At 73.0% G+C, this 23774-nt stretch carries 20 protein-coding genes; 16 read left to right on the top strand and 4 right to left on the bottom strand.

The features are described 5' to 3' along the window. Positions 1-71 precede the first annotated feature (71 nt). Positions 72-1850 carry a GAF domain-containing sensor histidine kinase gene (locus QSK45_RS19070; protein WP_285558396.1) on the bottom strand — a complete coding sequence of 593 codons (1779 nt, stop codon included), beginning with the start codon at positions 1848-1850 and terminating at the stop codon, positions 72-74. Between the two features lie 589 nt (positions 1851-2439). Here QSK45_RS19070 and QSK45_RS19075 point away from each other — a divergent pair. Genes QSK45_RS19075 through QSK45_RS19095 form a run of 5 tightly spaced genes read left to right on the top strand, consistent with a single transcriptional unit; the run spans position 2440 to position 7626 of the window. Beyond that, positions 2440-3195 (top strand): thioesterase II family protein, encoded by a 756-nt coding sequence (locus tag QSK45_RS19075; protein WP_285558398.1) that lies wholly within the window; start codon positions 2440-2442, stop codon positions 3193-3195. Between the two features lie 15 nt (positions 3196-3210). Next, positions 3211-4500 carry an aminotransferase class I/II-fold pyridoxal phosphate-dependent enzyme gene (locus QSK45_RS19080; RefSeq protein ID WP_285558400.1) on the top strand — a complete coding sequence of 430 codons (1290 nt, stop codon included), beginning with the start codon at positions 3211-3213 and terminating at the stop codon, positions 4498-4500. A gap of 33 nt (positions 4501-4533) precedes the next feature. Beyond that, complete coding sequence (locus QSK45_RS19085; protein WP_285558402.1) at positions 4534-4809, top strand: phosphopantetheine-binding protein; 276 nt, start codon at positions 4534-4536, stop codon at positions 4807-4809. After that, positions 4802-6346, top strand: coding sequence for an amino acid adenylation domain-containing protein (locus QSK45_RS19090; protein ID WP_285558404.1), 1545 nt, complete (start codon positions 4802-4804; stop codon positions 6344-6346). Before QSK45_RS19085 ends, QSK45_RS19090 begins: the two co-directional genes overlap by 8 nt. Next, positions 6343-7626 (top strand): condensation domain-containing protein, encoded by a 1284-nt coding sequence (locus QSK45_RS19095; protein WP_285558405.1) that lies wholly within the window; start codon positions 6343-6345, stop codon positions 7624-7626. Before QSK45_RS19090 ends, QSK45_RS19095 begins: the two co-directional genes overlap by 4 nt. A 28-nt stretch (positions 7627-7654) precedes the next feature. Here QSK45_RS19095 and QSK45_RS19100 read toward each other — a convergent pair whose 3' ends face one another. Next, positions 7655-8857 (bottom strand): MFS transporter, encoded by a 1203-nt coding sequence (locus QSK45_RS19100; protein WP_285558408.1) that lies wholly within the window; start codon positions 8855-8857, stop codon positions 7655-7657. Positions 8858-8903: 46 nt separating this feature from the next. Between QSK45_RS19100 and pdxR the strand changes: the two genes are divergently transcribed. After that, on the top strand, positions 8904-10385 hold the full coding sequence (pdxR, locus tag QSK45_RS19105; protein WP_285558410.1) for a MocR-like pyridoxine biosynthesis transcription factor PdxR: 1482 nt from the start codon (positions 8904-8906) through the stop codon (positions 10383-10385). 917 nt (positions 10386-11302) lie between these two features. On the opposite strand, the gene pabB is transcribed toward pdxR, so the two are convergent. Both pabB and folP read right to left on the bottom strand, forming a co-directional pair. Beyond that, positions 11303-13390 (bottom strand): aminodeoxychorismate synthase component I, encoded by a 2088-nt coding sequence (pabB, locus tag QSK45_RS19110; protein WP_285558413.1) that lies wholly within the window; start codon positions 13388-13390, stop codon positions 11303-11305. Further along, positions 13387-14244, bottom strand: coding sequence for a dihydropteroate synthase (gene folP / locus QSK45_RS19115; protein ID WP_285558873.1), 858 nt, complete (start codon positions 14242-14244; stop codon positions 13387-13389). The genes pabB and folP overlap by 4 nt, the downstream gene beginning before the upstream one ends. Positions 14245-14581: 337 nt before the next feature. Between folP and QSK45_RS19120 the strand changes: the two genes are divergently transcribed. The 10 genes from QSK45_RS19120 (at position 14582) to QSK45_RS19165 (ending at position 23725) form a co-directional block, all read left to right on the top strand. Continuing rightward, the gene (locus tag QSK45_RS19120) at positions 14582-16030 is read left to right on the top strand and encodes an AMP-binding protein (protein ID WP_285558415.1); all 1449 of its coding nucleotides are present in this window, start codon (positions 14582-14584) and stop codon (positions 16028-16030) included. Continuing rightward, entirely contained in the window at positions 16027-16302 is a 276-nt protein-coding gene (locus tag QSK45_RS19125) for an acyl carrier protein (protein WP_285558417.1), read from the top strand. Before QSK45_RS19120 ends, QSK45_RS19125 begins: the two co-directional genes overlap by 4 nt. A 29-nt stretch (positions 16303-16331) precedes the next feature. After that, the gene (locus tag QSK45_RS19130) at positions 16332-16709 is read left to right on the top strand and encodes an ectoine synthase (protein WP_285558419.1); all 378 of its coding nucleotides are present in this window, start codon (positions 16332-16334) and stop codon (positions 16707-16709) included. A gap of 1 nt (position 16710) precedes the next feature. After that, entirely contained in the window at positions 16711-17886 is a 1176-nt protein-coding gene (locus QSK45_RS19135) for an acyl-CoA dehydrogenase family protein (RefSeq protein WP_285558421.1), read from the top strand. Next, positions 17883-18596, top strand: a complete 714-nt coding sequence (locus tag QSK45_RS19140; RefSeq protein WP_285558423.1) for a transglutaminase-like domain-containing protein — start codon at positions 17883-17885, stop codon at positions 18594-18596. Before QSK45_RS19135 ends, QSK45_RS19140 begins: the two co-directional genes overlap by 4 nt. A 14-nt stretch (positions 18597-18610) precedes the next feature. Then, a complete protein-coding gene (locus QSK45_RS19145) occupies positions 18611-19975 on the top strand; it encodes a TrpB-like pyridoxal phosphate-dependent enzyme (protein ID WP_285558425.1) in 1365 nt (454 codons plus the stop codon). Next, entirely contained in the window at positions 19975-21237 is a 1263-nt protein-coding gene (locus QSK45_RS19150; RefSeq protein WP_285558428.1) for an ATP-grasp domain-containing protein, read from the top strand. The genes QSK45_RS19145 and QSK45_RS19150 overlap by 1 nt, the downstream gene beginning before the upstream one ends. Before the next feature lie 43 nt (positions 21238-21280). Then, entirely contained in the window at positions 21281-21799 is a 519-nt protein-coding gene (locus QSK45_RS19155; RefSeq protein WP_285558430.1) for a hypothetical protein, read from the top strand. 79 nt (positions 21800-21878) lie between these two features. Continuing rightward, positions 21879-22367, top strand: coding sequence for a cobalamin-dependent protein (locus tag QSK45_RS19160; protein WP_285558432.1), 489 nt, complete (start codon positions 21879-21881; stop codon positions 22365-22367). Continuing rightward, positions 22364-23725, top strand: a complete 1362-nt coding sequence (locus tag QSK45_RS19165) for a methylaspartate mutase (RefSeq protein ID WP_285558434.1) — start codon at positions 22364-22366, stop codon at positions 23723-23725. Before QSK45_RS19160 ends, QSK45_RS19165 begins: the two co-directional genes overlap by 4 nt. The last annotated feature ends 49 nt before the right edge of the window (positions 23726-23774 follow it).

A 23774-nucleotide genomic window follows, 5' to 3' on the forward strand; every position in this document is an offset into this window, starting at 1 on the left:
GGGGCGCGGACGGGCACGGACCCCGGAGGTCCGCGGCCGGCCGACGCGCCCGAACGCCGGCGTCGAGGGGATCAGCGGCCCTCCTCGGCGGTCCCGTCGTCGGTGGACAGGGGCACGTTCCACTCCAGGAGGGTGCCGGTCGGATCACGGCGCGTGACATGGCAGGTGCCGCCGAGTTCTTCGGCACGGCTCCGCAGGTTCGCCAGTCCGCTGCGCCGGGTGGCGGCGGGGTCGATGCCGCGTCCGTTGTCGGCGACGATCAGCCGCAGTGCCCGGTCGGAGGCTTCGGCGGTGACTTCCACCGCGGTGGCCTGGGCGTGCCGGGCCGCATTGGACAGGGCCTCCCGCAGCACGGCGAGGAGGTGGCCGGCGTGGGCACCGGGCACTCCCGTGTCCAGCAGACCGGTCATGCGCAGGGCCGGGGCGAAGCCGAGGACCTGCGCCGACTCGTCGGTCAGGGCCAGCAGCCGGGCACGCAGCCCGCCGGCCTCCTCCTGCCGGTCCCGGTGCTGGAGCGCGAAGATGGTCGTGCGGATGATCTTGATGGTGTCGTCCAGGTCGTCCACGACCCGCAGGATGCGCTCCGTCGCGACGGGTTCGCCGCGGACGCGGCCGAGCACGGCCTGGAGCGTCAGCCCGTCGGCGAAGAGCCGTTGGATGACCTGGTCGTGCAGGTCACGCGCGATCCGGTCACGATCGCCGAGAAGCGTCAGCTGCTCGGTCTCCCGACGGTGCTCGGCGAGCTTCAGTACCAGGGCCGCCTGGTCGGCGAAGGCGGACACCATGTCGATGGTCGCGTCGCTGAAGGAGTGACCGCCGGGAAGGTTGGCCACCTGCAGCACGCCGCGCACCCGCTCGCTGTCGCCCACGGGCACGAAGAAGGCAGGCCCCAGGCGTACCACGGAGGCGCTGCCGCCCGATCCGCGGGGATCGTCGCTGAGGGCCTCGCTGGTGATCGGCTCTCCGGCGGTGAACACCTTCGACGCCATGGTGGTCGACGGGAGCGCCAGTCCGAGCAGCCGGTCGGCCGCCTCGCCCGCTGCCGCCTCCACGGTGAGGTCGGGCCCGTCCCCGACGGGCAGGGCGAGCGTGACCAGGTCGGTGCCGGTCATCTGCCGCACGGTGTCGGCGAGCGAGCGCAGGATCTCCTCGGGCGGCACGCCCGACAGCAGGGCCCGGGTCATGTCGGCGCTGGCGGACAGGCGACGCTCGCGGTGGCGGCTGGCGTCGTACAGGCGGGCGTTGTCGATCGCCACACCCGCCGCGGCGGCCAGGCTCTGGAGCACCACCTCGTCGTCGGCGTCGAAGGGCAGCCCGTTGCGCTTGTCGGTCAGGTAGAGGTTGCCGAAGACCTTGCCGCGCACCTGCACGGGGGCGCCGAGGAACGTGCGCATGGGCGGGTGGCCCGGCGGGAAACCCGTCGCCTCCGGATGCCCCCCGAGATCTTCCAGACGCAGCGGACGGGGCTCGCGGATGAGGAGACCCAGGATGCCGTGCCCTTCGGGGTAGTGCCCGATCTTGGCGATCGCCTCGTCGTCCATACCGACGGTGATGAACTGCCGGATGGTGTCTTCCTCACCCACCACGCCCAGCGCGCCGTACGAGGCGTCCACCAGGTCGACGGCGGACTGCACGATCCGTCGCAGCAGGTCCTTGAGCTCGAGGTCGCTGCCGATCGCCATCACGGCGTCCAGCAGGGTCTGCATGCGGTCCCGGCCCCCGCGCACCCGCTCCACATGCTCCTGCAGTTCGCTCAGCAGCGCGTCCATCCGCAACGGCGCGACCGAACCGAGACGCTCCGCTCCCGACCGTTCGTCCATAGCGGTGCCCTCGTCCTCTCTCCCGACCATGGGGTACAGCATGCCCGAACAGCCCTACCGGTGGACAGTCGGGCCTGCTATGGCGCAGCCGTCCGCCCGGCACCCCGGGGGCCGCCCGTCGGCGGGTCCGGCCGGCGTCTCCGGGAAGCGGGCCGACGGGGAACCCCCACGTGTCGTACTCGGGAGACCTCGGAAGCCGAATGCGCACCGAGCGCTCAAAAGCGCCGGAAACCACGACCCGATTCCCCGGTCCGGACCGGATCCGCCGCATGCCGGCATTTCGTCCGGTCCTTGAACCGGAATGTCCGATACCAGGCTCCCGCCGGAAAAGGGGACGCCTCGCCGAGGGTTTTCCCGGACGGTCCCGGGTACATCCGATCCGGTCTGGGAGAACGCACGGAAACCCGGTGGCGCGCGCTTTGACCCGCCGGCCGCGAGAAAGCGGGATCCGGGCCCCCTCAGGGCCGGCCGGGGTCGCGGTCCCCGGGATCCCCCCAGCTCAACGTGGCCTGCCGCCTGTCGTCAACTCTTGTGTCGGTGCCCGGACTTCCGCTAGCGTGACCGCGTTCGACCCGGCACGCCGGGTACGTCTCCGGACTCACGGCTGAGGGATCGAGCGATGACCGGATCACCATGGCTGCCGCTGGGGACCTGTCCGGACGCGGATATCCGGTTGGTGTGCCTGCCGCACGCGGGAGCCGGAGCATCGGCATTCCGACTTTGGGGCAAGGGGATCGACGCCCAAATAGGGGTATGCCCCGTGCAGCCCCCGGGGCGCGAAAAACGCCGCAAGGAGGCGCCCTTCACCAGCGTCGAGCCCCTGGTCCGCGAACTGGTCTCGGAGATATCCGAATCGGTCGCCGAACCCTATGCCCTGTTCGGGCACAGCACCGGCGCCCTCTGCGCTTTCCAGGCCGTCCGTGAACTGCGCGACACCGGCGGACCGATGCCGGTACACCTGTTCGTGAGCGGCAGGCGCGCCCCCCACATGCCGTTGGAGCGGGACGACCTGGCCGCCATGAGCCTTCCGGAGCTGGCGGAATTCCTCCAGAACCTGGGCGGGACTCCCGAGGGCGTCCTGGCCGACCACGACATCCTCGGCGCCCTGCGACCACTCCTGGCCGCCGACTTCGCGGTGAACCAGGGTTACGACTTCATCCCCGCGGCGCCCCTCGACATCCCGGTCACCGCGTTCGCCGGCGTCGAGGACACCGGAGCCGACGGTGAACTGATGGCGCCGTGGAAGGAGCATACGACCTGCGACTTCACCCTCCACGAGCTGGACGGCGGTCACTTCGCGGTTTTCGACCGGGGCGCACAGGTGCACGCGCACATCGCCGCGCACCTGTCCACGTACCTGCGCCCGACGGCCTGACGAGGGAACCCATCGATGGAACTGTCGCGCGCAGGCCTGGAGATGGCCAGGCTGTCCGGCCTCCGCGGGATCATGGAGGACATCGCCCTGGCGACCGGCGCGGCCCCGGGTCGCGCGTGGCGCAACCTCGGAGTGGGCAACCCCGCCGCGATCCCGGAGGTCTGCGGCTGGTGGCAGCGGTTGGCCACCGAGGCGCTGACCGGGTCCTTCGCCGACACCAGTTGCCGGTACGGCCCCTCGCGAGGGCTTCCCCGGCTGGTCGACGCCATCGTGGGCTACTTCAATCGCCGGTACGGGTGGACCATAGGACCGCGCAACGTCGTGGTCGGCCCCGGAAGCCAGATGCTGTGCTTCATGGCGGCGGCGATGTTCACCGGGCCGGGAGCGGCCCGGGACACCGAGCTGGTTCTCCCGATGACGCCCGACTACACCGGCTACCAGGGCCTTTCGATGACGGCGGGCGGGGTCCGGGGAGTCGAACCGATCCTGAGGACCGAGGGCGAGCGGACCTTCGGCTACCGCATCGACCTGACGGCCGTGTCGGAGCAGGCGAACGCGGGGATGTTCCTGATCTCCACCCCGAGCAACCCGGCCGGTCGCCGTGCGACGCCCGAGGAGCTCGACGGGCTGCTGGACATCGCGGAAGCACGGGACGTCCCGCTCATGCTCGACCTCGCCTACGGCCACCCGTTCCCGGGGATCGCCGAGGCGCCGACCGCTCCGATATGGCATGAGCGAGTGATCAACTCATTCTCGTTGTCCAAGACGGGGCTGCCCGGGGAGCGCCTGGGATTCGTCATCGCCGACGAGCGGTACGTGACCCCGTTGGTCTCCTTCCTGGCGAACTCGGCCCTCCACGCGCCGCAGCTCGCCCAGGCCACCCTGGCCCGCGCCCTGGAAGGCGACGCGATCGACGCCGTCGTCGCGTCGGTGATCACTCCCTTCTACGCCGAGCGGCGCAAGTACATGGAGGAACTGCTGGTCCAGGCGCTGCCGTGCGAGGTCTCCTGGCGGCTTCACCGCAGCGAGGGCGGCATGTTCGTGTGGCTGTGGGTGGACGAGGACTGGTTCGACGACCTGGAGCTGTGCCGGCTCCTCAAAGAACGTGGTGTCTTCGTCGTACCGGGCCGGCACTTCTTCACCGAGCCCGAGCGCGGCGCGCGGCTCGGTCGCCATCCCCGCCAGTGCGTGCGGATCAGCATGACTCCCGATCCGGCGGATCTCACGGCGGGCGTCGAGCGGATCGCGGCGGCACTGGCGGACATGCGGGACCGAGCGGCCGGCACGACCGGCAACGACAACTGACACACGAGAACCGAGACAAGGGGGGATCGGCCGATGGCCGAATGCCGCGAGGACTTCGTGGACAACGAGTACACGGCCCCGGTGGGCCGGCTGGAGGAGACCGTGGCCGGGATCGTCGCGGAGGTGCTCGGCGTGGACCGCATCGGCCGGTCCGACAGCTTCTACGACTTCGGGGGCACGTCGCTCCAGGCGATCCGGATCTGCGCCAGGATCGAGTCGAAGCTCGGAATCAAGGCCATGCCGCTGTGGCTGTTCGACAACGACGTCCTGGAAGACTTCGTGGGGCAGTTGGCCGGTGCCGGTGAGTGAGTCGCAGGCGGTGATCCACACCGCGTTCGCCCGCCACGCGGCCGAACGCCCCGAGGCCGTGGCGCTGACCGGGCGCGGGGCCCGAATCACCTACGGCCAGCTCGCGTCGGCCTCCGACGCCTACGCCGTGGAACTGGCCCGAGCCGGTATCGGGCCCGGGACGAACGTGCCGCTCCTCCTGCCGCGCTCGGCCCGGCTCGCGGCGGTCGAGCTGGCGGTCCTCAAGTGCGGCGCGGCCTACGTCAACCTGGACCCCGCGTGGACCGCGGAGCGCAAGCGGTTGATCGTGGACCGCCTCGCCCCGAAGGCCGTCGTCACCGACGACGCCTCGGCGCCGGGCCGGTTCACCGCGCTGCGGCTGGACTTCGACGTGGCCGAGGCCGCGGCCCGGGGCGCGCGGTTCACCCCGCCGCCGGTGGCCGAGGACGACCCGGCCACGCTCTTCTTCACCTCCGGCACCACCGGCGGCCCCAAGGGCGTGGTCGTGCCGCACCGCGCCGTGACCCGTATGTTCACCGGGCCCGACCGGCTTCCCGGGTTCGGGCCGGGGCACGCCATCCCGCTGGTGGCCGGGCTGGCGTGGGACATGTACGCCTTCGAGCTGTGGGGCCAGCTCGTCACCGGCGGCACCGGAGCCTTCGCCGAGAGCGACCCGCTGATGCCGAACGAGCTGCGGAAGCTGGTGAGCACGGCCGGCGTCGACACGCTCTGGATCACCACGACGCTGTTCAACCTCTTCGTGGACGAGGACGTGGACTGTTTCCGGGGTCTCGGCCGGGTCCTCGTCGGCGGCGAGAAACTGTCGTCGGCCCACACCCGCGGCTTCCTGCGCCGGCATCCCGGGATTCCGCTGTGGAACGGCTACGGCCCCGCGGAGAACTGCATGTTCACCACGACGCGGCGGATCACCGAGGCCGACTGCGAGATCCCCGAAGGCATTCCGATCGGGACCGCCGTACCGGGCACGAGCGTGCTGGTGCTGGACGAGGACGACCGCAGGCTGGGTCCGGGGCGGATCGGCGAGATCGTCGCGGCCGGCCGCGGTCTGGCCCTGGGCTACCTCGATCAGCCCGAGCTGACCCGGGAGAAGTTCCCGACCATCGACGTGGACGGCACGCCCACCAGGGTCTACCGCACCGGCGATCTGGGCCTGTTCGGCGAGGACGGCGCCCTGCGGTTCCGCGGCCGGCGCGACCGGCAGGTGAAGATCGGCGGACACCGGATCGAGCTGGCCGAGGTCGAGATCGCCGCCCGCGGTGTGGCCGGGGTCCGCGAGTGCGTCGTGATCCCGTTGGACGCCCCTGACGGCACGGTGACCGGGATGGCGCTGTTCTACGTCGCCGAACCCGGCACCGGGGAGAACGCCTCGGCACTCGACGAGGCGGACCTGCGGGCGGAACTCGTCGGGCAGTTGCCCGCCTATCTGGTCCCCGGGATCGTGCGGCGGCTCGACCGGTTCCCGGTGACGGCGAACGGCAAGACCGATCAGGCCGAACTCCGGGGCCTGGCGGCCGCGCCGCGGCGGAGGAAGCGGTGAAGGTCTATCCCATGACCCTCCAGCAGGAGGCGATGTGGCTGGACGACCGGATGACCGAAGGACCCTGCCGGTACCTGGAGCCCTGGGTGCACCGCCTGACCGGGGCCGTCGACCGGTCGGCGGTCCGCTGGGCCTGGGAGGCGATCGTGGCCCGGCACGAGGCGCTGCGCACCTGCTACGACCTGGTCGACGACCAGCCGGTCCAGCGGGTGCGGCCCGAGGGGGACCCGCTGGCGCCGGTGTGGTGCCGGAGCGAGGAGGAGGCCGACGAGAGGCTGCGCGAACTGGTCCGCGCGCCGATGGACCTGGCCCGCGGGGCGGTGCGGGCCACCCTGCTGGAGACCGGCGCGGACCGCGCGATCCTGGTCGTCCAGATGCACCACATCGTGCTCGACGACTGGGCCCTGCACATCCTCGACCGGGAGTTCGAAGAGTTCTACCGGGCCCGCACGGAGGGCAGGCCCGCCGATGTGCGGCCGGTGCCCTTGCAGCCCGGACCGTACGCGCTGCGGCAGCGGTCCGCCCCGCGCGATCCGGCCGCCATGGACTACTGGCGGAAGAACCTCGCCGACCTGCCCGACGACGCCGACAGCACACTGCCGGCCGACGACGGGCTCCCGGTGTCGCCCGGCCACGGCGGGCGAGTGGAGTTCACGGTCGGCCCCGAGGCGACGCGCCGTCTGCGCAGGCTCGCCGGCCGCGCGCGGGTGACGCCGTTCACCGTCTTCGCCGCCGCCACGGCGCTGCTGCTGCACGCCGCCCGGGGCGCCGAGGACCTCCTGGTCGTCACTCCGGTCTCGCTCCGGGGCTCCGCGGACCTCGACCAGATGGTCGCTCCGTTGAACAATCTGCTGCCGCTGCGGCTGCGGGTACGGCCCGACGACACGTTCACCGGGCTGCTCGCCCAGGCACGGGCCAGAACGCACGAGGCCATCGAGTTCCGCGGCGTGTCCATCGTCGACCTGGTGCGGTGGACACGCCGGCGAGGCCGCCTCGGCCGGAACCTGTACCGCACCTCCGTCGTCCTGGACGACGCGGCCGACTCCGGCATGGACCTCCCGGGTGTGCGGGCCGAACGGCTCTTCGTGTTCCCGGGCACGTCCAAATTCGACCTCTCCTTCTTCTTCACGGCCGCGGACGGCGGCTACACGTGCATGCTCGACTACGCGAGCGACCGCTACGGCGCCGCCACCGCCCGGCGCTGGACCGACCGGATGCTCGCGCTGCTCGACCGGTGCACCACCGACCCGGACGGTTCGGTCGCCTCGCTCGTCGGGTGACACGGTCCCCGGGAGACGGGTGACGCCCTCACCCGGCGGTGACGGGGCCGGTGGGCCGGTCGCGCCAGGCCGAGGGCAGGGCGAGGACGATGAGGGCGCCGGTGCAGGCGAAGCCCCAGGCATAGCCGACCTGCTGGGCGAGGACGCCGAAGCAGACGGCACCGACGCCCATCCCGGCGTCGTAGGCGATGTTCCACAGGGCACCCACGGTGCCGTAGCCGGAGGCGGGGACGCGGGAGTACATCAGGGTGATCGTGGAGTTCTGGGTGATGCCGAAGCCGATGCCGAAGACGGCGACGCCGAGGACGACCGCGACGGCGCTGTGGGTGTACGCCGTGACGAACATGCCCGCGGCGGACACGGCGAGTCCGGGCAGCACCAGCCGGGACGAGCCCTTGCGGTCGCCGAGACGCCCGGCCACCCAGCGCGCCGCGGCCGCCCCGGCGGGCTGGACGAACAGGGCCACCGCCACCAGCCCCGCGGACGCCGAGGGAACGGCGAGCGGCAGGAAGGTCACCACGATCCCGGCGGCCAGCGCCGTGACCCCGAACAGGACGGCGGGCCGGGATATCGCGCGGTCGCGGACGCCGTCGAGGATGCCGATCCGCCGGCCGGCGATGTACTCCTTCTCGGGCAGCGCGGGTACCGACAGGATCGGGGCCAGCGCGCACACGCCCGCGGTCACGCCCACCGTCGCGTATCCCACCTGGGAGACCAGCCAGACACCGAGGGGCAGTCCGAGCAGCGAGGGCACGCCGGAGACCACGCCGACCAACGCCAGCCCCTCCCCCCGGCGTTCGGAAGGAATGAACGAGGCGGTCAGCGCCCCGCCCGCGACCACCGTCAGGGCGAAGCCCGCGCCGCGCAGCAGGCAGACCACCGTGATCCAGACGACGCCGGAGAACATCGTCAGCACCAGCGACGGCACGCCCATCAGCACCAGCCCCGCGCCCAGGGTGACCCGGTGGCCGAACCGCTCGATGAACCGCGGTGCCACGATCTCGCCGGCGACCGTGGCCAGCATCAGGGCGCCCGTGGTCACCCCGGCGCCGTTGCCGCCGGCCCCGGAGTGCTTGGCGTACAGCGGGACGACCGACAGCAGCAGGTAGAAGCTCGCCGAGGCGCCGAACATGCTCACGAAGCGGAGCAGCAGCGGACGGGTCACCAGCGGCGGCCGGCCCGTGGGCGGTGCCGTGGGCGACGCCGGCTCGCGCGGATCAGTGGTGGTCATGGTCGAACCCTAGGGAGCGATCAGCTCACCGGTAAGCTCCAATTCCATGTCTCCCGAGTGGTCCAATGCGTCCTCGGACCTGCTCGTCGCGATCGACCGCGACAGTGACGAGCCCCTGCGGTCCCAGCTGGAACGCCAGGTGCGCGAGGCGATCCGCACCGGTCGGCTGCGGGTCGGCGAGCGGCTGCCGCCCTCGCGTGAACTCGCCGGCGCGCTGGGGCTGTCCAGGGGGCTGGTCCAGGACGCCTACGCCCAGTTGCTGGCCGAGGGCTATCTGGTGGCGCGCGTGGGTTCGGGCACCCGGGTGGCGGCCGGTGCCTGCCCGCCGCCGTCCCCGCCGCCCCCGCCGTCCCGGCCCGCCGGGCGGTCGCCGCTGCTGGCCGACTTCCGCTGGGGCGTACCGGATCTGGGCGCGTTCCCGCTGTCCGACTGGCTGTGGGCGGTGCGGGAGGCGGCACGCGGGATGCCGGTGGCCGAACTGGACTACGGCGATCCCCGGGGCAGCGCGGTGCTGCGCGAGGTGGTCGCCGGGTACGCGCGCCGGATACGCGCGGCCGCCGCCGACCCCGAGCACACCGTCATCTGCTCGGGGTACGCGCAGGGTCTGTCCCTGGCCCTGGGCGCCCTCGCCCGCACCGGGGTGCGCCGCGTCGCCTACGAGGATCCCGGCTCGCCCGCCTCGGTCCGGGCGGCCGCCGCGGCGGCGGGTCTGGAGGCGGTCCCCGTGCCGGTGGACGAACAGGGCGTAGACGTCGCGGCGTTGGCGGCCACCGGCGCACGGGCGGTCGTCGTCACTCCGGCGCACCAGTGGCCGACCGGGGTGGTGCTCGGCCCCGAGCGGCGGCTGGCCCTGATCGCGTGGGCGGCCGCCGTCGACGGGGTGGTCGTCGAGGACGACTACGACGCCGAGTTCCGCTACGACCGTGAGCCGGTCGGCGCCCTCCAAGGGCTCGCGGCGGACCGGGTCGTCTCCATCAGCACCGTCAGCAAATCCCTGGCACCGGCGCTGCGCATCGGCTGGGTGCTGTGTCCGCCGGCGCTCACACAGGCCCTCGTGTCCGTCAAGCACGTCAGCGACCGCGGCTCACCGGTCCTCGACCAACTGGCCCTCGCCCGGCTGATGGAGTCGGGCCGCTTCGACCGGCACCTGCGCCGGATGCGCGCCGCCTACGCGGCCCGGCGCGCCGCGCTGCTCGCCGCGCTCGCGGAGCACGCCCCCGACGTCACCGTGACGGGCCTCGCCGCGGGTTTCCACGCCGTGGCCCATCTGCCGGAGACGGCGGACGAACAGGCCCTCGTCACCGCCGCCCGCGCCCGCTCGGTCGGCCTGTACGGGATGAGCACCTGCCGCACCTCGCAGGCGACCGCTCCGCCCCGGCTCGTGCTCGGCTTCGGCAACGTCGGCGAACGCGCCGTCACCGCGGGGATCGCCGCGATCGGTGATCTGCTCACCGGCCGGGACCCGGCGCGGAGCGGGGGCCCGCGCCCGGGGAACCGCTGCGCGGCGCCGCGTCCAGGTCCTCGGTGAGCCGGTCCGCCGCAGGCGCCGCGCCGCCGGGCGGCCCGGCCGTCTCTCCGAGGGGCCGCCACAGGACGTACCGGGCATGCGACCCGGACCGCCGCGGCGCGAACACGGCGCGGAGCGCGGGCACCTGGACCGCGGCGCCGCGGATCAGCTCGGTGGGCCCCGGGGTCCGCGCGCGGAGATCCGCCATGGTCGCGACGGCCCCGGACGACCCGAAGTCGTCCACCACGGCGGCGAGTTCGTCCAGGGCCCGGACCGTGTCGGTCAGCGTCCGCCCGATCTCGGCGAACGATCCCGTGCCGGCGGACCCCGGTGGCCGCCGGCCCGTTCTCCCTGGCGAAGGTGGTGGTCAGAGCGGTACCGACGCCATGGAGTACGACGGTCAGCCCGTCTCCCACGAGCCGGGCGAGGCTCCCGTCCGCCTCCTCGATCGCCCGGAGTCCGTCGCACGCCCACTCCCGCCGGCCGTGCGGGGCGGGTCGTACCCGTCGCAGGTCCCGCCGAGTCGGCGGCAGGGCGCACGCGCCGGCATCGCGGCGGTGCCGAGGGTGTCCTGGCTGGTCGCCCCGCGATGCACGCACGGCGCGGCGTCCGCGTCCGGTTCGCCGACGACCCGTGCGAACGCCCCGATCAGCTCGGCGACGGTGTCAGCGCTCCCCCGGGCGCGGAGCGCGATGTCCCGGGGTCGGCACTCTCCGCCCTGGCCGCGGCGGAGATGACCGCCGCGGCCTTCTCGGGCGGCATGCCGAGCCGTGCCCGTGCGCGGGCCGGCGCGGCCTCGCAGCGGACCGGTGTCCCGGTCGGCCGCTGGACCTTCGTCCGAGAGGCTCCTTCACTGTTCGCTGTACGGGGACACCGCTCGCCGGCCCTCCCGCTTCCCGCACCCCGGGCGTACGCGGCCGAACCGCTCGCCGCGCAGCCTATTTCCGGCACACGGGGACGAGGACGCGGCGCGGTTGCGGTCGGCTCAGGGCGAGCGCCGTCGCCATCGCCCGTGCCTTGACCATCGTCTCGGCGAACTCCTCCGCCGGGTCGGACAGCGCGACGACCGCACCGCCGACGCCGTAACCGACGGTCTCCGGCGTGGCCACGATGGTGCGGTTGACGACGCTGAGTTCGCAGCCGCCGCCGAGGGAGAACCAGCCGATCGCGCCCGAGTAGACCCCGCGCGGGCCCTGTTCGAGCCGGTCGATGATCTCCATGGTGCGCAGCTTGGGGGCGCCGGTCATGGAGCCGGGGGGAAAGGCCGCCCGTACGCAGTCGACCGCCGACCGGCCCTCGCGCAGGGTGCCGCGGACGGTGGAGACGAGATGGTGGACCTGGGGGAAGGTCTCCACCCCGCACAGCACCGGCACGTGGACCGAGCCGGGCCGGCAGACGACGCCCAGGTCGTTGCGGACGAGGTCCACGATCATCAGGTTCTCGGCCCGGTCCTTCTCGCTGCCGGTCAGGGAGTCCCGCAGCCGCGCGTCCTCCGCCTCGGTGGCGCCGCGCGGCCGTGTGCCCTTGATCGGTTTCGAGGTGACCGCTCCGTCGGGCGCGACGGCCAGGAACTGCTCCGGGGAGGCGCTGAGCACGGCCACGCCCGGGAAGTCGAGCAGCGCCCCGTAGGGGACCGGGCTGACGCGTCTGAGCGTGGAGTAGGTGGTCAGCGCGTCGATGCGGGTCTCGGCGACCGCGGTGTTCGACAGGCAGATCTCGTAGGACTCCCCCTGGCGCAGCTCCTCCAGGCACTCGCCGACCATGCGGAGGTAGGCGTCCTTGCCGTGGCGCAGCCCGACCGGCGCCGGGTGCGCGTCCGCCGGCCCGGCTCCCCTGGGGAGCACCGGCGTGGGGGGCAGCTCGCGCAGTCGCTCGCCGACCGTCTCGAACCACGCGGCGACCTCCGCGTCGTCCCGGTGCCGGCTCAGTCGCAGCAGGTAGCACGTCTGCTCGGCGTGGTCCACCACCAGTGCCCGGTCGGCGAAGACCAGGGCCGCGTCGGGCGTCTCGGCGGTGTGCGTGGTGAACGCGCCCAGGTCCGCCTTGAGTTCGTAGCCGAGGTAGCCGACGTACCCGAGCCGGAACCCGAAGGGCAGGTCGGTGCCGCCCTCGACGCGGCGGGCGGCGAGTTCACCGTCGAGGTACTCCAGGAACGTGCCGCGGACCCGCCGCCCGCTCGGCTCCACCCGGACGAGCCGTTCCGCCGCCCGGTAGGTGACGTACTCGCCGAGCGGACCCGCGCCGTCGCCCATGAGGGAGAACCGCCCCTGCCGCGGGGCGCTGCCGCTGTCCAGCCAGAAGCCGTGCGGGGCGGCGGCGAAGAGTTCGGCGTAGGCCGCCTCCGGGTTGGGCGCCCAGGGCAGCCGGCGGACGTGCAGCCGGTACGGCGGGCCGGCGTCCGCCGCCGGACCGGCCGTACGGTCGCGCCACGCGTGCGTGAGATCACGGAAGTTGGCGAGCAGCTCGTGTCCGTACTCCGTGCTGACGGACTCGGGGTGGAACTGCACTCCCCACAGCGGCCTGGTGCGGTGGCGGACCCCCATCAGGACGCCGTCCTCGGACCAGGCGAGCGCCTCCAGTTCCTCGGGCAGCGCGCCGACGGCGAGCGAGTGGTAGCGCACCGCACCGAAGGGCGAGGGAAGTCCGGCGAAGAGGTCGAGGCCCGTGTGCGTGACCTGGGAGAGGCGGCCGTGCCGGGGCTCGGGCGCGTGCCGTACCTCGGCCCCCAGCAGGTGGCAGATGCCCTGGTGGCCCAGGCACACCCCGAGGACCGGCAGGTCCCACTCCTGGATCGCGCGGGCTGCGATGCCGAAGTCCTGGTGCCGCTCGGGCCGGCCCGGTCCGGGGGAGATCACGACGTTGTCGAAGTCCCGCGGGTCGAGCGTGGACCAGTCGGCGTCGTTGCGGACGACCACCGGCTCGTGTCCGTTCACCTCCGTCAGCAGCTGGTGGAGGTTGTACGTGAAGGAGTCGTAGTTGTCGATGAGGAGCGTGCGCGTCATCCGTGCCTGTCCCTGGGTGCTCATCGCGCGGACAGCACCGATGCCTGGTCGGTGACCGCGCGCAGGACGGTCAGGGCGTCGTGCAGCGCGCCGACGTCGTGGGTGCGGATGTAGTCGGCGCCGTCGAGCGCGGCGTGGATCTCGGCGGCCAGGGTCGCGGGTCCGCTCTCGGCGATCGCGCGGCCGGTCACCGACCGCAGGAACGACTTCCGCGAGGCCGAGATCATGACCGGTAGCCCGAACTCCTCCTTCAGCGACCGGACTCCGCCGAGCACCGCGAAGGACGTCTCGGGGTTGCTGCCGAGGAAGTAGCCGAGCCCCGGGTCCACGACGAGCCGGTCCCGGTCGATCCCCGCCTCGCGCAGGGCGGCCAGGCGCTCGGCGAAGAACCGGAGTATGCCGTCCCAGACCTCGGCCGGGTCCGTCGGCACCCGGGTGGCGGGTCCGAGGCGCTGCACCGAGTGCATGACCACGAGCCCGCAGCGCGCCGCCGCCAGTTCGCCGTAGGTCTCCGGGTGGGGGAAGCCCTGGATGTCGTTGAGGTAGGAGACCCCGCGGGAGAGGGCGAAGCCCTGTGTCTCGGGCAGGAACGAGTCGACCGAGGTCGGGATGTTCTCGTCGGCCAGACGGTCGAGGACGGGCGCCAGGCGCGCGCACTCCCGCTCGGCGGGCACGCGGGCGGAGTCCGGATTGCTCGCGGCGGGGCCGAGTTCGATGATGTCCGCCCCCTCCGCCCGCAGCCGCAGCGCCTGCCGCACGGCCGCCTCGGCGTCCAGGTAGCGGCCGCCGTCGGAGAAGGAGTCCTCCGTGATGTTGACGATGCCGACGAGCAGCGGTCCACGGCGGTCGCTCGTCGCCAAGGGCGCCCCGAGGGCCATAGGGAGCATGGGATTTCTCCGTCCTTCGAAAGCGGTTCGGCGCAGCAAGGTTACGCATTCGAAGGGCCCGCCACGGAAGATTCTCCGGCCATGAGGGTGGTCACTCGGCAATATCTTGCTCACGCCGACACCCCCGTCCGCAGTCTGCGCGCCCGCCGGTGCGCCGTCTTCCGATCCAGGTCCAGCTCACGCCGACGGGGACCCGACCCGGAGTACAGGTGCGACCCCGCCGCCGGACCGAAGACGCGGCACGGGCCGGGGACGCAGACTCCTCGGCGACGGACCGGTGGCCGAATCCGACCGTCACCGCATCGCTTTCCAACGGACCGGGGGACCTGTGTCGGGAACACTCGCGAGCGACATCCTCGCCACCGCGCGGCTGCGCCCCGGTGCGGTGGCCCTGGCCGGAATGCCCGGCGAGGACACGGACGTCGGGTACGGGGAACTGGCCGCGCTGGCCGAACGCACCGGGCGCGTTCTCGACGCCTCCTTCGGCGCGGACCGCCCCCTGGCCCTCGTGGCCGCGAAGACGCCCGCCTCGATCGCCCTGATCCTGGCCTGTCTGTCGGCCGGCCGCCCGCTGCTGCTGCTCTCCCCCGACCTCGGCGAGGAGACCATCGCCACCCTGGTCGGGCGCGTGGGGGCGCAGGCGCTGGTCACGGTGGACGGGGGCCGGCCGACCTGGACGACCCCGCCGGACGGACCGGAGACCGCCGCCGCGCTGCCCGAGGGGACCGCCCTGGTCCTCACCACCTCCGGCTCCACCGGGGTCCCCAAACTCGTCCCGCTGACCGCCGGCGCGCTCGACGCCTTCACCGCGTGGGCGGGCGCCTTCCTCGGCCTGGACGGCGACAGCCGGGTGCTCAACTACGCGCCCCTCAACTTCGATCTGTGCCTGCTGGACATCTGGGCCACCCTGCGCCACGGCGGCCGGGTGCTCCTGGTGGACCCGGCGCGGGCCGCCGAGCCGACGTATCTGGCCCGCTGGGTGCGCGTCGGCCGGCCGCACGTCGTCCAGGGCGTGCCGCTGCTGTTCCGGCTGCTCGCCGAGGCCGGCGCGCCCCTGCGCGGCGACGGCGTCCGGCACGTGCTGCTGACCGGCGACCACGTGCCCCGACAGGTGCGCCGGCGGCTGCCGGAGCTGTTCCCGGGCGCCCGGCTGCACAACGTCTACGGCTGCACCGAGACCAACGACAGCATGATCCACAGCTTCGGTCCCGCCGAGGCGGCGGACGAGGACGTGCTGCCGCTGGGAGAGCCGGTCCAGGGCACGCTGATCGCCGTGCGCGACGGTGAGCGCGAGATCAGCGGTCCCGGCAGCGGCGAACTCCTCGTCTCCACGCCGTTCCAGACCCCCGGATACCTCGCCGAGCCCGCGGCCCGCGACCGCTTCCCGGAGCGGGACGGCCGTACCTGGTACCGGACCGGGGACCTGGTCGAGCGTGGCGCGGACGGGCGGCTGCGGCTGGTCGGCCGGACCGACTTCCAGGTCAAGGTGCGCGGCGTCCGCGTCAACGTGGAGGAGGTCGAGCGGGTCCTCACCGACCGCCCCGAGGTCGCCGAGGCGGCGGTCGTCGCCCTGCCCGACCCGGACGCGGGCGCGGCCCTGCACGCCTTCGTACGCCCCAGCGGCCCGGAGGTGACCGGCCTCCAGCTGCGCACCCTCTGCGCCGCCCGGCTCAACCGGGTGGCGATCCCCAGCCGTTTCCACCTCCTGTCCGGTCCGCTGCCCGTGGGGCCGACCGGAAAGGTGGACCGTCGCCGTCTCCAGGAGCACGTGACATGAGTCTGAACCAAGAGATCACCCGGCACATCGTGGACGAGTACCTACCCGGCACTCCTTCCGAGGAGCTGGAGGACTCCTACGACCTGCTGCGCAACGGCGTGGTGTCCAGCCTTCAGCTGCTGCGGCTCATCGCCTGGCTCGGCAACCACTACGACGTTCCCTTCGACGAACTCGACGTCACCCCGGACGACTTCCGTTCGGTGGCGGCGATCGTGGAGCTGATCGGCCGGCACCGCCGGTCCCTCGGCACGTCATCCCTTCCAGCCAACTGATCCGAGGACGAACGGGGGCCAGCGACAACATGTTCATTCGCGACAAGAGAGAGATCGAGCCGGTCGAGTGGGGCAACGGCCTCAGCTACCGCATGGTCGTGGAGCACGACCGGATGGGTTTCACCGTCTGCCACACCATCGTGAAGGCGGGCACCAAGTCGCAGCTGGAGTACCGCCGTCACCTGGAGGCGTGCTACTGCGTCTCCGGTTCCGGCCGGGTGGAGACCGCCGACGGCAGCGTGGGCCAGGACATCCGGCCCGGCATGCTGTACGCGCTCGACGAGCACGACGCCCACCACCTGATCGCCGACCCGGACGGGGACATGGAGCTGATCAGTGTCTTCAACCCGCCGCTGCGGGGCGACGAGCGGCACAACCTCGGCGCCGACGGCTTCTCCCACTACTGAGATGCCGCGGAGCGACGAACAGCGCGCACTGCTGCGCACGATCCGCGACGTGGCCCGGTCCGCCGGGCAGCACCACATCGAACGCGACCGGGCCGGCGAGTTCGACGCGGAGGGCTGGAAACGACTGTGCGACGTCGGCCTGTTCGGGCTGCCGTTCGCCACGGAGTGGGGCGGCCTCGGCGAGGACCTGGTCACCACGGTCGCCGTCCTGGAGGAACTCGGGTACGGCTGCCACGACACCGGGCTGAGCTTCTCCGCCACCACCCATCTGGTGAGCACCGGCGTCCCGCTGCACCGCTTCGGCTCGGCGCACCTCAAGTCCCGCTACCTGCCGGGGGTCTGCGCCGGCACCACGATCGGCGCGCACGCCATCACGGAGCCCGACGGCGGGTCGGACATGACCGACATGCGCACGAGCGCCACCCGCGACGGTGACGTCTTCGTGCTCAACGGCAACAAGGCCTTCGTCAGCAACGGACCCCTCGCCGACCTGATCGTGGTGTACGCCCGCACCGGCGAGCCCGGCGACATCGGCGGCCTCACGGCCTTCCTGGTGCGCCGGGACACCCCGGGCGTGACCGTCGGACAGCCGGTCGGGAAGCTCGGCCTGCGCACGTCGCCGCTCGCGGAGGTGTTCCTCAAGGACGTCCGGGTGCCCCGCGACCACGTGATCGGCGGGGTCGGCGCGGGGTTCCTCGTCTTCGACCACGTCATGCAGTGGGAGATCCTGTGCGGTTTCGCCGTCACCACGGGCGAGATGCGCAGGCGGCTGGAGCGCTGCGTCGAACACGCCCGCAGCCGAACGCAGTTCGGCGTCCACATCGGCTCCCACCAGGCCGTCTCGCACAAGCTCGTGGACCTGCGCATCGACGTGGAGACCGCCCGCAAGTGGCTCCACGACACCGCGCGCCGGGCCCAGGACCGCGAGGACGTGGCCGCCGACATCGCCACCACCAAGCTGATCGTCAGCGAGGCCAACGTCCGCTCGGCGCTGGCCGCCGTGCAGATCTTCGGCGGCTACGGCTACACGACCGAGTACGGCCTGGAGAAGGAGCTGCGGGACGCCGTGGGCGGCACGATCTACTCCGGCACCTCGGAGATCCAGCGCGAGCGCCTCGCCGTGCTCATGGGGCTCGACCGTCCCCTCACCGCCACCTGGAAGAAGGGGCAGACATGACAGTGAGCCAGGAGACGACACTGGCACCGACCGAGTTCCTGGACCACACCTCGCGGGCGGTACGCGCGTTCGTCGCCGAGGTGCTGCCCGCCGGGGACGTCTTCACCGGCGAGGGCGCCGACCCCGACGCCGACCGCGCCCGGCGCAACGCGGTCGCGCTCTACTACGCGGTCCGCGACTCGATCCCGTACGAGGTCTACGGCGCCGACCTGACCCGCGCCGGGCTCAGCGCGAGCGGCGTGCTCGCCCACGGCTTCGGCTTCTGCGTGCACAAGTCCGCCCTGTACGCGGCCGCCGTGCGCGCGGTGGGCGTCCCCAGCCGGCTCTACTACGGCGACGTACGCAACCACCTCGCCTCCCCGCGGCTGCGCGAACTGGTCGGCGGCGACGTCTTCCGCTTCCACAGCCTGGCCGTGGTGCGGCTCGACGGCCGCTGGACCAAGGCCACCCCGGTGTTCAACAAGATGCTGTGCAAGCTGTACGGCATCAAGCCGCTGGAGTTCGACGGGCGCGCCGACAGCATCTACCACCCCTACGACGAGCAGAACCGCCGGCACATGGAGTTCCTCCACGTCCACGGCGAGTTCGACGACGTTCCCTACGACCTCGTCTACGAGGGGATCAGGGCGGCGCATCCCAGGCTGTTCGCCGGCTCGCACACCACCACTCCCGGATCGCTGGCCGCCGAGGCGGCCGGCCGGGCGCTCTGAAAAGGACCTTCAGCATGGACAGGACGCGCTTCTCGCTCGGCGAGAACGATGCTCCGACGACCTGGTACAACCTGGCCGCGGATCTGCCCGGGGCCCCGCTGGCGCCCGCGCTCAACCCGCGCACCCATCAGCCGCTGACCCGCGCGGAGATGGCGCACACGATGCCGGAGCCGCTCATCCAGCAGGAGCTGAGCACCGAGCGCGAGATCGAGATCCCGCAGGAGGTCCGGGAGCTGTACGCGCTGTGGCGGCCCTCCCCGCTGTTCCGCGCCCGCCGTCTGGAGCGCGCGCTGGGCACTCCGGCCCGCATCTACTACAAGTACGAGGGCGGCGCGCCGACCGGCAGCCACAAGCCCAACACCGCGATCCCACAGGCGTACTACAACAAGCTGGCCGGGAAGACCGGTCTGGTCACCGAGACCGGTGCCGGTCAGTGGGGCAGCGCCACCGCCCTCGCCGCGTCCTTCTTCGGGATGACCGCCAAGGTCTACATGGTCAAGGTGAGCTTCGAGCAGAAGCCGTACCGCCGGGCCCTGATGGAGACGTACGGCGCGCAGTGCACGGCCAGCCCCAGCACGGAGACCGAGATCGGCCGCAAGATCCTCGCCGACGACCCCGACTGCACGGGCAGCCTCGGCATCGCCACCTCGGAGGCCCTGGAGGCCTTCGCGCAGGACCCGGACCTCGGCTACGTCCTCGGCAGCGCCGCCAACCACGTCCTGCTGCACCAGACCGTGATCGGGCAGGAGGCGATCCGGCAGATGGAGCTGGCCGAGGACTACCCCGACATCGTCGTGGGCTGCTCCGGCGGCGGCAGCAACCTGGCCGGGCTCTCCTTCCCGTTCCTCGGCGAGCAGCTGCGCGGCGGCCGCGAGGTGCGCGTCATCGCCGTGGAGCCGGCCGCCTGCCCGACCCTCACCCAGGGCACCATCGCCTACGACTACGCGGACACCGGCCGGCTCGGCCCGCTGTTCCGGATGCACACCCTGGGTCACGGGTTCGTGCCCCCGGCCGTGCACGCCGGCGGACTGCGCGCGCACGGCATCGGCCCGCTGGTCAGCCGCTGTGTGGAGGACGGGCTGATGGAGGCGCGGGCGGTGCCCCAGACCGAGTGCTTCGAGGCGGGCGTCCAGTTCGCGCGCACCGAGGGCATCGTGCCTGCCCCGGAGTCCACGCACGCCGTGCGGGTCGCCGTGGACGAGGCCCTCCGCTGCCGCGAGGAGGGCACGGCCAAGACGATCCTGTTCGGCCTGTCCGGCCACGGCCACTTCGATCTCGCCGCCTACGAGCGGTACTTCGCGGGCACGCTGGCCGACGACCGCCCGGACGAGGCGCTGCTGGCCGACGCGGCCGACGGCATTCCCCACGTGGGCCGCTGATGGGCGCACAGCGCACGGTCGCCGTCGTCGACGCCGACGGCATCGGCTCCCATCTGCCCGGGGCGCTGGCCCGCCAGGGGCTCGGCTGTGTCGTCGTACGCTCCGACACCCCGGACGCCGGCTTCGCCGGGGACGCGGACGGGGCCGGATCGCACGACGTCGTCCACACCGGTGACGTGTCGGCCACCGCCGCGGCGCTGCGCGGGCGCGGGGTGGACTTCGTCGTGGCGGGCACCGAGTCCGGGGTGCTGCTGGCCGACGCCCTGTCGGCCGCGCTCGGCACGCCGGGCAACGGCATGTCCCGGCCCGCCGCGCGCCGCGACAAGTACGCGATGGCCCAGGCCGTCGCGGCGGCGGGCCTGGCCACCGCCGCCTCGCTCGTGACCGGCTCGCCGGACGAGCTGCACGCGTGGGTGCGGCAGCGGGGCGAGTGGCCCGTGGTGCTCAAGCCGCGGGCCAGCGCGGGCACCGACCAGGTCCACTTCTGCCACTCCGCCGAGCAGGTGGACGCGGCCTTCGCGGCCATCAGCGCGGCCACCGACCGCTACGGCGGCCGCAACACGACGGTCCTCGCCCAGCAGTACCTGCACGGCGAGGAGTACTTCGTGAACACCGTCAGCCGCGACGGCGTCCACCACGTGGTCGAGGTCTGGCGCTATCACAAGTCGCTGATCGCCGGGACCGTCCCGATGTACGACTACGAGGAGCCCGTACCGGCCGACGCCCCGGGCGTGCGGCAGGTGGCCGATTACGCGCTGGCCGTCCTGGACGCGCTGGAGATCCGCAACGGGGCGGCGCACACCGAGGTGATGCTCACCGCGGACGGGCCGGTGCTCGTGGAGTGCGCGGCCCGCCCCGGCGGCGCGCACGCCCCCGAGGTGGTCTCCCGCTGTCTGGGAACCAACCAGATCGACCTGCTCGCCCGGGTGATCGCCCGGCCGGGGGAGGCGGCCGACGGCACCCTGCCGCGCTACCGGATCGGCACCCCGCTGCGTTATGTGTCGCTGATCAGCCACGTCGACGGTGTCGTCCCCGACGCCGCTCGGCTGGCCCCGGTGCGCGCCCTGCCGTCCTTCACGGAGCTGGTCCTGGCCGCGCCGGAGGGCTCGCCCGTCCGCCCCACCGTGGACCTGAGCAGTTCGCCCGGCTACGTGTACCTCAGCGCGCCGGACGCCGCCCAGGTCGAGGCCGACTACCGGCGGCTGCGCGAGCTGGAACGCACGGGCCTGTACGCGGCGCCGGTGGCCGCCGGCGGCCACTGACCCCTTTTCCTCACCCACCGTCCCTTTCCGAGGAGCCAAGACGATGACCGTCGAGACGACGCCCGTGGTGAACCTGGCCGAGCTGGCCGCCTACCCCGCCGACTGGCGGCACACCGAGAAGCGGATCCACCCGGGCGAGCACCTGGGCCTGCCGGGCGCGCTGCTGAAGTGGTACGACATCCGCACGGCGGAGCAGGAGGCCACGCCCGAGGTCACCGAGGAGGCGCGCGCCTTCCTGCGCGCCGAAGTGGCCGCGGGGAGGCTGGAGTTCCGCAACGAGATGGGCTTCGTACTCAACCACCGGTGCGGCGACAAGTACTTCATGATCGTGTGCGTCTGGCGCAACAGGAACGAGATGTGCCAGGCGATCTTCGCCCGTGACGAGTCGGGGTACGGCCCCTACCAGGCCGCGCCGGGCACCCTGCGCGCCACCCAGGAGGTCGTGGAGCTGGACGCCACCTCGCACGAGCGCCGCGGCTGGTCCCGCTACCTCCAGTCCTCCCGGGACGAGGCCGCCAAGCAGGCGTACCTGGACGACGCCTGCACGGGCCGGCTCATCTGAGGGGTTCGCGCCCCACCGCCGTACCACCGTCGGAGCGAACCCTCGTGACTCCCGAGTCGTCTCCTCGAAAGGAGCAGCCGTGACAGGTCCGGCCCACCGAAGACACCGCGCCGACGCGGGATCCGGACGCAGGCTGGTCATCCTCGGCGTGGCCGCGAGTGACAGTCACGCCGTGGCCAACCACCTCATCGCGCACGGCCTGCGGGCCCAGGGCTTCGAGGTGGTGAACCTCGGGACGTGCACCCCGGTCGCGGAGTTCGCCGCCGCGTGCCGGGAGCATCCCGAGGCGGAGGCGGTGCTCATCGGCAGCATGAACGGGCACGCCTACGAGGACCTCAGGGAGCTGCCCGCCGCACGGGCGTCGGGCGCCCTCCCGTGCCCGGTGGTCCTCGGCGGCAACCTGTCGGTGGGCAGCACGAAGGACGCGGCCGCGACCGAGCGGCTCCTGGCGCTCGGCGTGGACCGCGTCGTCACCGACCCCTCGCTGCTGCCGGCCGTCCTGGACGAGCTGCGCGCGGAGCGGACCCGCGCGGCGGGTGCCGCGGACAACGGTGTGGGTGCCGCGTGAAGCGGACCCTCCCCCGTGCTCTCGCACCGCCCTCGCTGCGGGAGTCCGCGGCGTACGTCGAGCGGCTCGGCAAACCCACCGTGGCGCAGGTGCTGCGGCAGGCGCACGAGGCCGGGCGGGTCGCCGTCCAGCCGCGCTGCGGGGTGGGCGGGCACGAGGAGATGAAGCGGCTGCTGACGACGCTGGAGGCGCGGGCGGCGCCCGACGTCCTGACCCTCACCGTCGACTCGCACACCCGGCTGCTGCGGTTCGGGCAGGCCCGGCGCGCGCTGCTGGACGATCCGACGGACCTCAACGGCTATCCGCTGGTCACCCACGGCTGGCGGCGGGGCCGGGAGCTCAACGAGGCGGTGGCCGCGCCCCTGGAGGTGCGGCACGGCTCGCCCGACGCGCGGCTGCTGTTCGAGGCCGCCGTGGCCTCCGGCATCACCTCGTTCGAGGGCGGCGGCATCTCCTACAACCTGCCCTATGCGAAGGCGGTACCGCTGGCGGCGTCGCTGGCGGCGTGGGAGGAGGTCGACCGCCGGTGCGGGGAGCTGGCGGAGCTGGGGGTGGTGGTCGACCGGGAGCTGTTCGGGACCCTGACCGCCGTGCTGGTCCCGCCGTCCATCAGCCTGGCCGTCAGCGTCCTGGAGGCCGTCCTCGCGGTGCGGGCGGGCGTCCGCTGCGTCTCCGTCGCCTATCCGCAGGGCGGGCACGTGATCCAGGACGTCGCCGCGCTGCGGGCGATCCCCGAGCTGGCGGCCAGGTACCTGGGCCCGGACGTCCTGGTGCCCCCGGTGCTGCACGAGTTCATGGGGGTCTTCCCGCGGCAGCGCGGTCACGCGGAGGACCTCATCCTCTACGGCGCCCTCGTGGCCCGTCTCGGCGGGGCCTGGAAGGTGATCTCCAAGACCCACCAGGAGGCCGCGGGCATCCCGGACACCGAGGCCAACGCCGAGGGCATCCGGCTGGCCGACCGGGCCAACTCCCCGTTGCTGGGCTTCGTGACGGTGGACGAGGGGCGGGTCGCGGCCGAACGCGCCTGGATCCTGGACGAGGTGGACGAGCTGGTGGCGCCGGTGCTGGGCCGGGGCGGCGACCTGAAGGCGGCGATCGTGGACGCGTTCGCCGAGGGGAGGCTGGACATCCCGTTCAGCGCGAGCCGCCACGCCCGCTCGGAGATCGTTCCGGGGCGGGACCGGGAGGGCGCGATCCGTTACCTGTCCGCCGGCTCGCTGCCGTTCTCCCCGCGCACCCTGCGGCGCAACGCCGACCTGCTGGACCGCCGCGGCGAAGGGCCCATCGGGCGGATGCTCGACGCGGTCACCGCGGACATCTACTACTTCCCCGATCTCTTCGGGGAGCCGCGCGCCTGAACACCCCCTTCGCGCGTCGCCTCGACGCGGCGACCCGCCCGGCTCCGCC

Origin of the sequence: Streptomyces hygroscopicus subsp. hygroscopicus, assembly GCF_030269125.1 — a bacterium.
Taxonomy (GTDB): domain Bacteria; phylum Actinomycetota; class Actinomycetes; order Streptomycetales; family Streptomycetaceae; genus Streptomyces; species Streptomyces hygroscopicus_C.

Coding starts and splice junctions, on each gene's coding strand:
- QSK45_RS19070 (WP_285558396.1), bottom strand. CDS start 1,850: ATGGTCGGGAGAGAGGACGAGGGCACCGCTATGGACGAACGGTCGGGA.
- QSK45_RS19075 (WP_285558398.1), top strand. CDS start 2,440: ATGACCGGATCACCATGGCTGCCGCTGGGGACCTGTCCGGACGCGGAT.
- QSK45_RS19080 (WP_285558400.1), top strand. CDS start 3,211: ATGGAACTGTCGCGCGCAGGCCTGGAGATGGCCAGGCTGTCCGGCCTC.
- QSK45_RS19085 (WP_285558402.1), top strand. CDS start 4,534: ATGGCCGAATGCCGCGAGGACTTCGTGGACAACGAGTACACGGCCCCG.
- QSK45_RS19100 (WP_285558408.1), bottom strand. CDS start 8,857: ATGACCACCACTGATCCGCGCGAGCCGGCGTCGCCCACGGCACCGCCC.
- pdxR (WP_285558410.1), top strand. CDS start 8,904: ATGTCTCCCGAGTGGTCCAATGCGTCCTCGGACCTGCTCGTCGCGATC.
- pabB (WP_285558413.1), bottom strand. CDS start 13,390: ATGAGCACCCAGGGACAGGCACGGATGACGCGCACGCTCCTCATCGAC.
- folP (WP_285558873.1), bottom strand. CDS start 14,244: ATGGCCCTCGGGGCGCCCTTGGCGACGAGCGACCGCCGTGGACCGCTG.
- QSK45_RS19125 (WP_285558417.1), top strand. CDS start 16,027: ATGAGTCTGAACCAAGAGATCACCCGGCACATCGTGGACGAGTACCTA.
- QSK45_RS19130 (WP_285558419.1), top strand. CDS start 16,332: ATGTTCATTCGCGACAAGAGAGAGATCGAGCCGGTCGAGTGGGGCAAC.
- QSK45_RS19135 (WP_285558421.1), top strand. CDS start 16,711: ATGCCGCGGAGCGACGAACAGCGCGCACTGCTGCGCACGATCCGCGAC.
- QSK45_RS19140 (WP_285558423.1), top strand. CDS start 17,883: ATGACAGTGAGCCAGGAGACGACACTGGCACCGACCGAGTTCCTGGAC.
- QSK45_RS19145 (WP_285558425.1), top strand. CDS start 18,611: ATGGACAGGACGCGCTTCTCGCTCGGCGAGAACGATGCTCCGACGACC.
- QSK45_RS19150 (WP_285558428.1), top strand. CDS start 19,975: ATGGGCGCACAGCGCACGGTCGCCGTCGTCGACGCCGACGGCATCGGC.
- QSK45_RS19155 (WP_285558430.1), top strand. CDS start 21,281: ATGACCGTCGAGACGACGCCCGTGGTGAACCTGGCCGAGCTGGCCGCC.